Raw genomic sequence first — 13862 nt, 5'->3', positions numbered from 1 at the left:
TATCAAACGTTTCAGGGTAAACATCGCCATTTAATCAACAGGTTATAAAACATCAATTGATTAATTGCCATTTTCTCACAACATAGCGTAAACCTTTATATTTCCCATTTCGTTTAACTTCGCCATGCCCTTTATCCCATAGAAGGTTTACGGTATTATACACGCCCTTATCATAATCAAAAGTTAGCCCATCGTCTTCAAATAGCTGCGCATCTGTTTTTGTAGTGCCGTATACATAACAGGTGACCTGGAATTTTGTATCCGGCGCTACATGCTCCACGGGTTCGGCAAGCGGCAAAATAGTTCCGGCTTTAATAAATATTGGCAATTGCGTAAGGCCTGGCTTAATGGTGTAGCTTTTACCGCCGTCAAATTTTTGGTTGGTATTAAAATCGTACCAGGTGCCGGCGGGTAAATACACGGTTCGCCCATCCGCCCTTTCGGTTAATGGCGCCGCAAGAATGCCATCCCCTATCATATACTCGTCAGATAGGTTGAATGTATTTTTATCCTTCGGATAGTCCATTACAAGTGCTCTAAATACGGGAATCCCCTTAAAATGATACGCAGCAAAAGCATTATAAAGATATGGGATCAGGCTCATTCTGAAATTAAGCAGCTTCCGAACATCCGCCTCAACATCCTTTGCATCCGGCATCAACTCATCCTTGTTGTTTTTTTCCTTATTGATCTGTAGCCACGGCGGGTTTTTAAGGTACCACGAGTTATACAGCGTTTGGGCGGATAGCACTGCGGTTTGGCTCCTGCGCATAAAATCCTTGATGGAAGTTGACTCCCTAACCTCCGGTGACCAGATCATCCCCGCAAAACCCGAGTTTACGATCATCCTGATGTATTCGTCATGTACGTAGGTGTCGCTGTATAAAGCAGCCGGGTATGATGAGGCAAATGCATTTGAGGCCCGCACATCAAGATAAGTGCGCTTGTTTGATTTTTTGTAGATGTTATAAATGGTTTTCTGGTAAAGCAGCCCGAATAACTGGTGCATCTGCTCGCCATCAATGCCTGATGGGAAGCTGCTTAATTCCGGGAAGCTCCAACTGTCACGGCCGAAGGCAATGTTTGAATTATCGCACTCATCCATTTTGAAGCCAGAGATCCCTTCGTTTACAAAGGTATCGCGATGATAGGTGGCAAAAATATTGGCGGCGGCTGTGTCAGCAAAATCAGGAACAAGACCGTTCCACACTAAATAATTTCCCGCTTTATTTTTCAGCGGTTCATACAACGGCGATTTTGGCGATGTAAAAGCATGTTCCCATAAATTTATATGAAAACCTTTATTTTTCATCGTGTCGATAAATTCATTGGGGGACGGGAAAAAACTTTTGTTCCACACGTATGAACAGGAATAGGATGCGGTTTGCCATCTCGGCTCCAAACCAAGCACATCGCAGGGAATGTGATTGTTCCTGAAATAAGCGGCCATTTTGCCTACCTGGCTTTGATTAAAATCCGCCTTGACCCTGTATTTTACGCCAAGCCCCCATATGGCAGGCAAAGCGCCACCACCGGAAAATAAGTTATAGCGCTGCATCACACTTTTAAGATCAGGCCCCTCAAAAACAAAAATATCTATCCCCTTGGCGCCGGGAATATCCACGGTTACATAACCTGCAGCTTTCTTATCGTTTTTGTATAATTCCTCGACGGAGTTACCCGTTTTACCAGCGTCATTCCGTTTGTTGTTCTTATTTAGCTTATCCGTTGTGCCGCAATAGAAGGTGGTGTAACGGGCGGTATTAATTAAAATACCGTAACCTTTGTTTGATACATAGAGCGTTGTGGGGCCGTGTGTGTAACCGAGATCATTAAGCGGGTTATCATTAACTATCGGGCGTTTTTTTAAACCACGTTGGTTAAACGAACCTATCTGCAAGCCAAAACCATATAATTGCTCCTCATCATCCAGCGGCACTTCAACTACCACACCTCTATCAGTAATATTGATTTTTATATCACCTATATCAAATGGTAATTTACCTGCCGGCAGCTTATCTAAAGCAGCAGCCATTGGCGCTTCTGAACAGAAACCGTAAGGCGTAAATTTATCAACGACGCCTGATGATATTTTCTTTACACCAGCGGCCAGTTGTACGGCTTGTCCAAAAAGGTTTATGGCAATTACCTGTAGGGCAATGCACAAAATGGTGGAATAAGATCTATGTTTTCTCATGTGATTGTATGACAATATTACGCAATGGCGGCCAATTTATATTCAATGCGTAAAATCAAACAACAGAGTGCCCTTCACTGGCTTACCATCGGCATGATTCGTCTGGCTTTGCGGCCCCATCACTTTGGCTGCCTGGAACTTTGTTCCAATCGGGCTTATGGCATTTAAGAACCCGATACTGCCTTGCGGAAATGGCGGCTCAACATTATTATTATCAAGCGCATCCTTTTCCCTGGCGGGATGCAGCATTTGCAGGTATATATTCTTATCTGTTGTATACACCGTGAAAGGCGATTCCTTATTCTCAATCACCACCCAGTTAACTTCGGCATGATAACCTTTAAATTCCGGGTAACCCCAGGTTTCGCCGGTGATGCTATTGTTGTAGGCTTTATGCCAAACGCCAAACTGCTGGCCTTTCAGCCTGTTTTTCCAAACGCGGTACGGGCCCCTCCCCAACCACGTCATACCCGTAATTTTTTCGTCCGGATAGCTAAAGGTAATCCCCATAAAATCGGCATCTCCTGACTGGATATATTGATATTCGAGTTTTACCTTTTGTCCCGGTGCAAAGGTCCATTTTACGTGTAGAGATGCGTCGCCTGTATAATCGGCTTCAACGGTATACTTTCCTCCGGCAGTATTGTGACTGAATCGCTTCAGCTCCGTATTGACGCCTGCTAAAACCGGCCCGCCAGACAATGAAACGGTTGTATTGGATTTTACTACCTTCTGAATATACCCGGTTGCCTTATCAAAATAATAAGCTATGCCATCGCATTTTACAACCAGTGTGTTAGCTGTTTCTTCCGCTTTTATTGTCGATTTTTGGGGTGCCGGGATGATTTTCTTAACAACATCCTTCGGAGATTTGATTGCCCAGCTCCAGGTAAAGATCTCTTTCTGATCGGGACCGATAGCTGTAAGATATAGTGCATCGTTTAACGACCATGTTTTTGGCAAGGTAAGGTTTAATGTTCCTTTTTCCCCTGGTTTAAGATTGAGGCGTGAAAGCGATCCGCTTACAGTTATTTTAGCAACTGTTGTTTTATCATGTGCCGATGGAAATTTCACCAGCTTCCATTTAAATGTACATTGATTCAGATTTGTGAATGAATACCTATTTTCAACAGCGATCTTTCCATTAAAGCTGCCTTCTACAGGCTTCGGCTCAATGTAAACCGGCGACCAGATTTCCTTTATCGCGTAAAAGCTGGCTTCCTTTTCGCGGTGCGGGCCAACAATACCGTCGGGCGCATGGTTACCGTCCGAATCATAAACGCCATTTTTATCCGTACGGATCACGGCTTCATCCAAAAAAGCCCATATAAAGCCGCCCGCCCCATGGGGATGCTTCATCATCAGCGCCCAAAAATCATCTAGCGCCGCCCCTGCTCCCCCATCATACAAGCCGTGCATAAACTCCGTGGGGAAAAACACTTCCTGCCCGGTTGCTACCGACTTTTTGATGTATTCATAATCCGGGTAATGTTTGGTATCAGTCCCGTTAAATTTCTCCCATGGATGGATCACCGTACGGTTTTGCGGATCATATAAACCATAGTCGTTATCTAAGGCCCTATTAAAACCGCCCTCGTTGCCGTTATCCCAAAATACAATTGACGGGTGATTTACATCGCGAACAACCAGTTCCCTAACCAGCTTGCGGCCTACCACCGTATCATATTTTGCCTGCCAGCCGGTAAGCTCATCCAGCACATACAAACCAAGCGAATCGCATACGTCAAGAAAATCAGCATCCGGAGGATAATGCGACATGCGCACCGCGTTCATATTCATTTCCTTCATCAGCCTTACATCCATTAATTGGATCTTATGGCTTAAGGTTCTCCCCGACTCTGGCCAAAAGCTGTGACGGTTACATCCCTTTAACATCACCCTTGCGCCATTTACATAAAACCCGTCATTTTTCCTCAATTCAACTGTACGGAACCCAAACTTTTGCTTAACCTGGTGAATAATGCCCTGTTTGTTTTTTATTGAGACAACTACCTGGTACAGATTAGGAAATTCTGCGCTCCACAATAATGGTTTTATGAAATTACTTTTTAGCTGCTGGCGATCGAGGGTAGGATCAGCTTTGATCGAAAATGACCTACCAATATTTTGGCCGTTTAACTTTTGTACCTGCGCTTCAATAGTTTCATCACCTTTTAAATTTTGCGGGAATACATCCATTTGAAAGCTGCCATCAGCCTTCGCATTAACAGCAACTCTTTCGACAAAGGTTTGCGGAACTATCTCCAGGTAAACAGGCCGGAAAATACCACCGAACACCCAAAAATCACTATTCCTGCGTTCAGCATCATTAACCGAGCTATTTGCCGACGTTTTATCAACCGTAGCCTCCAACAGGTTTTTTTCATTTGGCTTAAGCAAATTGGTGATATCGTATTTAAAACGATAGAAACTGCCCTGATGCACCGGCCCGGCTGATTTGCCGTTTATCATAACTTTGGTATCTGTCATTGATCCTTCGAAAACAATGAACACATTTTTACCACTTAAATCGCTTACAAAAAACTCGTGCTTATACTGCCCCTGTTCATTGCCCTTATTCTTATCGTGCCCATAGTTATAGGTACCAAAGCCCTGCAATTCCCAATTGGAGGGAACTGCAATTTTTGTCCACTCCCCGCTTTTACGTCCGCCGGTACAATAAAAATCCCATGGTACGGTATGATCTTTATCCGTCCCTGAGAGATATTTGATGATGGTTCCCTGTGAAAAGGAACTTAAACTGATAAACGTGAATAATAATTGCAGGCAGATCTTTTTCATTATTATTTTTTGGCAGCTGTACAGCCAGCAAATTAGTCAATTTTCACGTTGCAAGGCATTACCCTTTTGAAAGTTTTATTAATTGAACCTGGCAAGGCGTTCCATTTTTTCACATGGAACGGGTGGAACACTATGAAACATACTGATTATAAGCACTTTAAAATTTTACAATTTTTAACTACCCGATAATCAACTGATATTGAATTGAATGACTTTTGAGGAGTTATTGTAATTTATTAATAATCAACATGTTTCACTTTTCTGTCTGGTTGGATTTTTAACTAATCCCGTATAAAGTTTACACTCCAGTGCCTAGTTTGATTTCACCTAACTATCAGCGTTGTTTGTAACACAGTTATCGCATTACCAAAACGGGGGCCGCCAAAATCCGTTTCATCGCCGTTAAGAATGCGGCGGGATTTGAATGACCCATTTTCGTAAGCACCCTCCTCCACTTTCAAGTACTGCCAGGCTTTGCCCGTATTATTGCCGGTGGGCTGGAATGTTATGTGACAATGTGAGCCTACCAGGATAAATTTATTTTCATCTAACTGAACGATCATCATTTTCCCATCCGACCTTGCATCTGTTTTCAATTCACTATTCTCACTGCTTCCAAATGATATAATTGCCTTCCATGCACCCAGATCTATCGTTTGCTCCGCATGATCCTCCCGTTCAACAGCTGCTTTAATTTTCCCTTCAAAAGCCCATTTTGCAAGTTCGGGCATCATGGGCGCGGCAGCTTCGTATTCCTGTGCGAAAGGCGCAAGGCGTTCATTTAGTTCGGTTATTGTTGAACCATGTCCGTTGTCATCTATTCCGAAAGGGGAAAAACCAATCCCGCCGCGTGCCATCACTCCGTAAAGGTATTTTGCATTAGCGGCCATTAAACCGGCTTCGGGCACAAACAGGGGATTATCCGGGCGGTTGTATAAATCAAGTACCTTTAATACCCGTTCGCTGCCTGAAAGATAAATATCCGGCGCCAGCAGATCGAGTGCAGGCGCAGCAATTTTCCAGATCGGGATCACATTGTCTGTTGGGCCACCGCTTTCGTAATTTGTTGCCAGCGGGTTGGTAAGCGGGTCGCGCAGTGCGGCGTTAACATACATGGGTAAAGCGTATTCGGCTTTACCTGCCGCCGCCACCTGCCCAATGAACCGCGCAATAAACCACGCCTGGAAATATTCATCAGCCCTAACCCCAAACACCTTTTGCCACGAACCGCCGGAAACAACAGGAGCGCCGAGCGCTTTAAGCACACCCGGTTTTAGTAGTTCAGCAGGCACATCGCCCTCAAATAATTTTTGAGCAACAGCTGAATAATCCCGCATGGTATCCCACGAACCTGGTTCATTTTCCACCTGCACCATCAGCACCGTATGTTGCTGATCTGCCTTTTTTAAATAGCGCATAACAGCGGTAAAAGCTTTGATATCAGCATCCAGTGTAGCCTTACTGTGCGGCGATGGCGAATCTATCGAACGGCCATCCTTACTTATAACATTCGGGTATTTTGCAGCTTCGCGTTTCATCCACTCGGGCATATAGTGGTTGCTCCCATTTTTCCAGGTGGCAAACCAAAGTAATACCAGGTGCATTTTGCGTTCCCGCGATTGGGCAAGCAGGGTATCGATCATTGAAAAATCGAACTTGCCGGGTTGCGGCTCAATTTGCTCCCAATAAAGGGGCACTTCCAGCGTGTTGGCGTGCATCAGCCCGATTGCTTGCCACAATTGTGGCAGCATGGCTGGCCATCCGCTTGAGTTATGTGCCTGCCCTCCCAGTATAAAGTATGGCTTACCGTCTACCAAAAGCGCATGGCGGCCATCTTTTTCAACAATTTTGGGCATTGATTTTTCGGCAGACTGTCCATAGCCTTTAATAAATATTAGAAAAACCAGCACGAGCAAAAAAGATAATGTTTTAGTCATTTTATAGGTAAGATTTCAGGATTATAGCTTAGGTAAAAGTATAGTTTGAAAAAGTTTAAAGCAATGAAAAAATAGCTATTTATAATGAAAAAATAGCATGTTGCCCATAGGCAAGCCATGTTTCATTACACTCCGGGCTCGTGTAATCTGTTTTATCAAAGTTTAGCAGTATTCGGCCGTTAAATGATTAAACTGCTTAAAAAGCTTCATTCAAATTCAGGAAGAATCCTTTGGAATCGTATTTACCCCAGGCGTAGTCAAGGCACAAATTGGTGCGGGTTGCTTTGTTAAACAAAATGCGCAAACCGGCGCCATAAGCGGGTTGCCACGTCTGGAATAATTTGGTGCCTGATTCGTCGTTTGCGGTTTGTACGTTGGCAAAAGTTACGCCGCTTAAAAATTTATTATTCAGGATCGGGAAGCGGTACTCCACTTCAGAATAGTTGTATTTTGTTCCCTTAAAATAACCAGAGGTATAACCGCGTCCGCTACGGAACCCACCACCATCCTTAGATGTTCCGGGTAATTCAAGGTATGGCACGTTGCCGCTGATCAGGTATGATCCCCAGTTCCAGAAAGCAATAACGTGCTCAGGGTGCTCGTCAGACAGGCTGAAGTATTTTCTGAAATCGGTGGTAAACTGTACTGAATTTTTTGAACTGGCCAACCATCTCGAATTGATGCGAAACCCAGCGTCAATGTATACACCTTTGTAGGCGCGGTTTTGGTTATCGCGGGTAGTATATTGAACGTTGAAAAGCAAACCATCGGCGCGATAATCGCCCCCGTTGAAACCATGCCTGTCGTTATAAATATTATAAGGCGTTAATTGGTGGATTGATGTATCTCCCCTTTCCTTTATCCTTGTTCTGATGTCAAATGACGCGCCGGCCCCGATAAACAGGTTTTTTTCCACCTCCTTATACACCTTTTCCCGGATGTTAAAATAAAGGGAATTCAACGCCCGCACCTTGCGCTGCGGGTTAGCCAATATTTCGTCTACTCCGTTGCCACCGGGGTTGTTGCCAATTCCAAGGCCTTCATCCGGGCTCACAGTTTTTGCCACGACTAAATTACCCTGGAAATTCCATTTGTTGCCCGGCGTATAGATGTTATGGTTGATATAAAAATAAATAATGTTCTTGGTAGTTATTGATGCCGACGTGGCCGCCACAGACAACAGGGTATTAGGGTCATCGCCCAATTTCCTGCCCGCAACGGCTTTAATCCCTAATTGCGAGCCGATAGTTGGGTTTGATGCAATATTTGGCACGATAGTAATACCAGACGATTTTTTGACCGGGGCATCGGGATCTTTTTTGGGATGAAGAACAAGGTTAAATAAGTCACCAACGTCAAATTGCTTTTTCAGATCTGCCACTTGTTTTCTCTTTATGGCAGCTATTTTCGCGGTGTCGCTTTTAACCGAATCAACGGGGGCACCTACCTGGGCAAAGGTATAGTTGCTAATTATTATGAATGACAGAAATATTAATCCCTTAAATAATATATTAAACCTGCTACTCCCCTTATTATCCTTCACTTCTTGTTTGTAAATTAAAATCAAAATCAATGGCGCCGCAATATAGTGAACGGACAAACTCATTAACCTCAAAAGGTATCAAATGTTTCCACTTAAATAAACTTATGATTTTTGTATGATGGTATTTTTGCCCTATAGCCCTTATAAACAGCAAAAACGCGCATCAAAACTTAAATATTCGATGCGCGTTCGGTAAAATAAATATTATAAATATCAGCTATCCAGATATTAAATTCAATTTGCGGCAACAGGATCAGGTGGCGCAGGATGTTGCGGATCGTAAACCGCTACAGCAACCCTCGAATCGGCGCAGCCATAATATAAAAACCATTTCTTTTTAAAGTAAACCATTCCTTCTATAAAAACAGTTCCGTTCACATACTGCCCGCTTTTTTCAAAGGGCTCCATTGGGCGCAGGAACGGCAGATCAAGCCTTGTTATCGCTTTCGACGGATCTTTGCGATCAAATAACATCTGTCCCGCACAATACGAATTGGCTGTAAATCTTGTGTCGCGGCCGTCAGCCGGTTTATTTTTGCCATTGTAGAACAGGATGATCCCTTTATTGGTCATAATTGCCGGCGGCCCACATTCTGTTAGGTCGCTATCAAAATAACCATCCCTTGGTGAGATCAATTCTTTTAGTTCGCCATCCTTATTCACTACCGGTGCCCAATTAACCAAATCAGTCGAGGTTGCGCCATATACATGGTGCTCGCCCCAATACAGCCAATATTTTCCGTTGATTTTGATGATAACCTGTTTACCGTTAACCACTTTAGTTAATATCGATGCCGATTTGGTGGCGACATTAAAAAATTTGCCGTTATAAGCCTTTTTGAACATCGGCCCGTTCTTTTTCCAGTGGATCAAATCGCGGCTGGTGGCAGCGCCAAGGCGTGGTAAGTCGCGGTTCCATTCGGTATAAAAAACGACATAGGTACCATTAGCCGTTACAGCAACGCGGGGATCTTCACAACCGCCAGGCCATTCATATTTTTTTGCGATATCATTCGACGGATAAAGCACCGGGACAGGCTTTCTTTTAAACGTGATGCCATCGCTGCTCTCCGCATAACCAAGGCGCGACGTGCGGAAACCTATGCCGATGCCATAAAGATCTTCGGCACGGTACAAAACGACCACCTTGCCGTTTTTTATTGCCGCACCCGGGTTAAACGTGTCGTTTGCCTCCCATTGAACAGATTTTTTACTCACGGGATCAATAAATCTCGATGAAGTATCGGGCGAAATAATGGGATTAACCTTTTCAACCCGCACAAAACCTCCGAAAGCCCACGAGGGCAATTTGTTTTCAATTTGCTGCGAAAAGCAATTGTGGCTCAATAGCAAGAAGCTTAAAACACTTCCTGCTTTTAAAATATTTTTTGTATACATATATGATAACTAATAATAACTAAACCTGGGTGTATAGTGCTTCAATTTTTTCTAATGGAACGCCTTTTGTTTCAAATACATAACGGCTTACAAACAATACCATGCTGATGTTGATAACGCCATAAACACCAAAGGTTACTGCAGCGCCGCAGCTTGCCAACATAATGGGGAACGTAAGTGATACTATTGAGTTTGCTACCCAGTTACCAAAAACGGCAATGGAAGTTGCAGTACCACGGATTTTGTTAGGAAAGATCTCCGCAACATAAACCCAAAGCACCACACCCCAGGTACAGGCAAAGCCGCCGATGTACACGAAAATGGTTATCAGCACAAAGTAGTTTTGCAGCATATTCAGGTAGAACAAAGCCGCCAGCGTAAACATGCACAAACCCATCACCCATGATCCAAAAATCAATAGCTTTTTGCGTCCGAGCCTGTCGATCAACCAGAATGCAATAACGGTAAAAATAAGATTAACAACGCCAGTCAGCATAGTTTGATACAGAACGCTGCCGCCAACGTGTGTTTTTTCAAAGATGAGTGGTGCATAATAAAATACGATATTGATTCCGGTTAGCTGCGCGATTGAAGCAAAAACCAACCCAATGATAACCACTTTTCTGAATCTTGGCGTAAACACGTCCTTTAAAGCAGGGGTGCTTTCTGAGGCAATATCATCGGTTACAATTTTCACCTGCGCAGTGCTTTCGGCATTTGAGTAAATATTACCGAATACCTTTTTCGCCTCATCAATCCTGTTTTTCAGCACCAGCCATCTCGGGCTTTCAGGCACCAGCAGTAACAGGATAAAAAAGATAACCGATGGTATCACAGCTGCGGCCAGCATATAGCGCCAAAAATTATCATTACTTAAAAACGAATAATGTGCATTTACAATCAGGTAATTTGAAATAAACGACAGCAGAATCCCGGTTACAATAGCCAGTTGCTGCAGCATTCCCAGCCTGCCCCTGAACGTTGGCGGGGCAACTTCAGAAATATAGATTGGAGCCAGCGTTGATGCCATACCGATAGCTACCCCGCCAATAAGGCGGTAAACCACCAATTGCACAAAACTGCCCGCAATACCGCTACCCAGCGCCGCAATAATATACAGCAGCGAGGTTACGATCATTAGTTTCTTACGGCCAAAACGGTCAGCTAGTCTTCCGGCAAACAAGGCGCCGGGGATACAACCAAGTGATGCCGCGGCAACAACTAAACCAATCTGCGCATCATTCAGCTGGAAGAATGGCTTTAAATATTGGATAGCACCGGCAATTACTGCGGTATCAAACCCAAATAGTAGCCCCCCTAAGGCGGCTACTATTGAAATTAAGATGGTGTAACTTTTCATGTGTTATTAAAAAACATTGATAATGTTATCAATTCGGGCTTTCCTGTATAAATATGGAATGCACCTCCGCATCGGTTAGTACTTTGTTGTATAACCTCATGTCATCAATCGACCCCATAAAGAAACTTGCTCCATAAAAATATTGCGGGCTGGATGAGTCGGTAAAATTATAGCCCCCCTTAGGCATTTCGTTACCTATAGCCAGGTTCACGATGGTTGGCAGCGGAATTGGTGTTCCCGGCGAGCTAACTGTCTTAGTAAGCACACCGTTGATGTAGAACGTCGCAGTACCGCTGGTGTATGAAACAGCAACCTGCGCCCATGTGCCAATTGCTACAGCGCCCGGGTTATCGTCGATATCATGATCGCCGGCATCGGTGTTTATAGTTACAAAAGGAAAATTGTTGGATTGCAGCTGGAATTTGTAACCGTTCCACCTGTCTAAAGAAAATATATAATTTCCATTGCTTGCGGCAGCTACCTTAACCCAGGCGGTAATGGTAAAGCTTGATGGCCGCAGGCTGGCTGCGTACGGAACTTCGATATAAGCACCGTTATTAAAAGCGTAAGCCATATTTGCAACCCCATTCCTGTCGGTTGTTAACGTTGGCAAGGTACCACCATCACTAGCTGTGGCTACTGAGCTTCCCACCCATCCGGTCTTTAGCGTACCGTCATGCCCGTTACCCGAAGCATCCTTAGTATCGCCATCAAATTTCCAGTAAGCTACCAAGTTATCCGGTGACACTTCCTGGATAATATTAGTATTGAATGCTGTTTCAGCGCGCTTTAAGTTTGCCGCGGCATTATTTACCTCCTGTTGAGTAAAGCTTCCGGACTTAACACCTACTGCAAGGTCGATAGCCGTTTTAAAAACCGTCTTCGATCCTATGGAGTAATCCCCTGCTGCCTTGCCCTCTATTGCTGCGCTGTATAATGTTTGTGCAGAATCTATTTGCAGGCTAAGCTTGGTTTTATCGGAGTTGTAGTTTGGTTTGTTATTGTTTTTTTTGCAGGATTGTATGCTGAATATAACAGCAATCACCGCAATGATCACTGTTATTATTTTTTTTGGTTGTTTCATTTTTTACGATTTAAAAAATTAACTACTATAAACCTAACTTCAAATTAGTCTCTCTTTCGCTTTCAGGGATCGGGAAAAACTTATTCTTGTCATAATTAAACAACGGCTGATTTGATAAGGCTGAATTTGCATAAGCCGACCCATAACGGATGATATCAAAGAAACGGTGAAACTCCAGTGCCAGTTCTGAACGGCGCTCCCTGCGTATAATATCACGCAACGTAGCCTGATCTGTTGTTGTAATATCAGGTAATAACCCCGCCGGCACAGTACCATAACCCGGCAATGTAGTATCATGGAGATAACTTTCCCTTGCACGTTTACGCACCCTGTTTAACGGCGCCAATGCTTCCGCACCGTTTCCGGCTTCATTTAACGCTTCCGCTTCGATCAATAAAACTTCTGCAAAGCGGATGGCCTGGTAATTTAAGTTTCCATCACCTTTAACAGTCACCGGAATTTCTGACAATGGCTGGCAATGTTTTTTGCTCAAATAGCCCGTTGATGTCCACGTTGGATCAAAAGCGCTGTCGAAGTACGGATGCCCTGCTCTCGCAACTGAATAATCCAGTCTTGGATCATCTACCCCACCTGCTGATTTCTCAAAGTTGTTAACAAGGCTTTGTGTTGGATAATAAAAGCCGTACCCGTTTATTGAACGCGGAGCAAACCAAACGTTTAAGTTGTTTCCCTGGAATGGTACTAAACCTGTTTGATGCTGAACAGAGAACACGCCCTCGGCATTATTCTTTGTGGCTGCCCTAAAATTATCGGCAAATACCGGCAATAAGCTATAAACACCTAATGCATCTACTGACTTTGCTGTTGAAGCCGCCAGCGCCCATTTTTGTTCGAATAAATAGGTTTTAGCAAGCAGCGCCAAAGCAGCGCCTTTGGTAGCACGGCCTAAATCACCGCCAGTCCAGCTAGTTGGCAAAGCTGATGCAGCAGCAGTGCAATCCTGTTCAATTTGAGCGTAAATTTGAGCCTGGGTTGATACCGGCTTTTGTGCCTCCTGCGGCGTTTCAACCTTTAAATGCAAGGGAATATTACCATAGGCTACGGTTAGGTTGAAATAATAGTAAGCCCGCAGAAATTGCGCCTGGGCCAATGCCTGGGCTTTAACGGTAGCAGATACGCCTGAGCTGCCCGCCGCAGATAATCCGTCGATAACAACATTACAGGTAAAAACCCCCTGGTAATACCGCTTCCAAACAGCTTCAACAGCGGCATTTGAGGGGTTGATGTTAAATTGATTGATCAACTGAAAATCTGCCTGATCACCGGCGCTGCCGCCTTTTATTGCATCATCTGATGCAACATCACCCAACACCCAAATGGCATTTGACGATGCATCTGTAAACGTAAGCGAGGTGTATGCCGCGTTAACGGCAAGAACAGCGTTTGCGTCATTTGTGAAAAAGTTACCCGTTTGGTATTGCCCTAATATAGGCTGATTCAGGATCTTTTTGCATCCCATAGTTGAAAAAAACAGGATCACTAATAAATATATCGATATATTTTTTGCTTTCATCTTTCTG

The 13862-nt window shown here is 44.0% G+C and carries 8 protein-coding genes; all 8 read right to left on the bottom strand.

Going from position 1 to position 13862, the window contains the following annotated elements:
- Window positions 1-52 precede the first annotated feature (52 nt).
- The 8 genes from KXD93_RS18170 to KXD93_RS18135 all read right to left on the bottom strand — a co-directional run bounded on the left by KXD93_RS18170 (window position 53) and on the right by KXD93_RS18135 (window position 13855).
- The gene (locus KXD93_RS18170) at window positions 53-2197 is read right to left on the bottom strand and encodes a glycoside hydrolase family 31 protein (RefSeq protein ID WP_258138757.1); all 2145 of its coding nucleotides are present in this window, start codon (window positions 2195-2197) and stop codon (window positions 53-55) included.
- 42 nt (window positions 2198-2239) lie between these two features.
- Entirely contained in the window at window positions 2240-4999 is a 2760-nt protein-coding gene (locus KXD93_RS18165; protein ID WP_258138756.1) for a glycoside hydrolase family 2 protein, read from the bottom strand.
- Window positions 5000-5322: 323 nt separating this feature from the next.
- Complete coding sequence (locus KXD93_RS18160) at window positions 5323-6936, bottom strand: GH35 family beta-galactosidase (protein WP_258138755.1); 1614 nt, start codon at window positions 6934-6936, stop codon at window positions 5323-5325.
- A gap of 196 nt (window positions 6937-7132) precedes the next feature.
- Window positions 7133-8479 carry a BamA/TamA family outer membrane protein gene (locus tag KXD93_RS18155; RefSeq protein WP_258138754.1) on the bottom strand — a complete coding sequence of 449 codons (1347 nt, stop codon included), beginning with the start codon at window positions 8477-8479 and terminating at the stop codon, window positions 7133-7135.
- A gap of 234 nt (window positions 8480-8713) precedes the next feature.
- Complete coding sequence (locus tag KXD93_RS18150; RefSeq protein ID WP_258138753.1) at window positions 8714-9877, bottom strand: beta-1,2-mannosidase; 1164 nt, start codon at window positions 9875-9877, stop codon at window positions 8714-8716.
- 19 nt (window positions 9878-9896) lie between these two features.
- A complete protein-coding gene (locus KXD93_RS18145) occupies window positions 9897-11237 on the bottom strand; it encodes a sugar porter family MFS transporter (protein ID WP_258138752.1) in 1341 nt (446 codons plus the stop codon).
- Between the two features lie 28 nt (window positions 11238-11265).
- A complete protein-coding gene (locus KXD93_RS18140; RefSeq protein ID WP_258138750.1) occupies window positions 11266-12321 on the bottom strand; it encodes a LamG domain-containing protein in 1056 nt (351 codons plus the stop codon).
- A 25-nt stretch (window positions 12322-12346) separates the two neighbouring features.
- Window positions 12347-13855: a RagB/SusD family nutrient uptake outer membrane protein gene (locus KXD93_RS18135; protein WP_258138749.1), complete on the bottom strand. Its 1509-nt coding sequence runs from the start codon at window positions 13853-13855 to the stop codon at window positions 12347-12349.
- Between the last annotated feature and the right edge of the window lie 7 nt (window positions 13856-13862).

Origin of the sequence: Mucilaginibacter phenanthrenivorans (genome assembly GCF_024721155.1) — a bacterium.
Classification (GTDB): domain Bacteria; phylum Bacteroidota; class Bacteroidia; order Sphingobacteriales; family Sphingobacteriaceae; genus Mucilaginibacter; species Mucilaginibacter phenanthrenivorans.
Note: the sequence above shows the minus strand (reverse complement) of the source record. Positions and strands in the feature narration are given on the sequence as shown.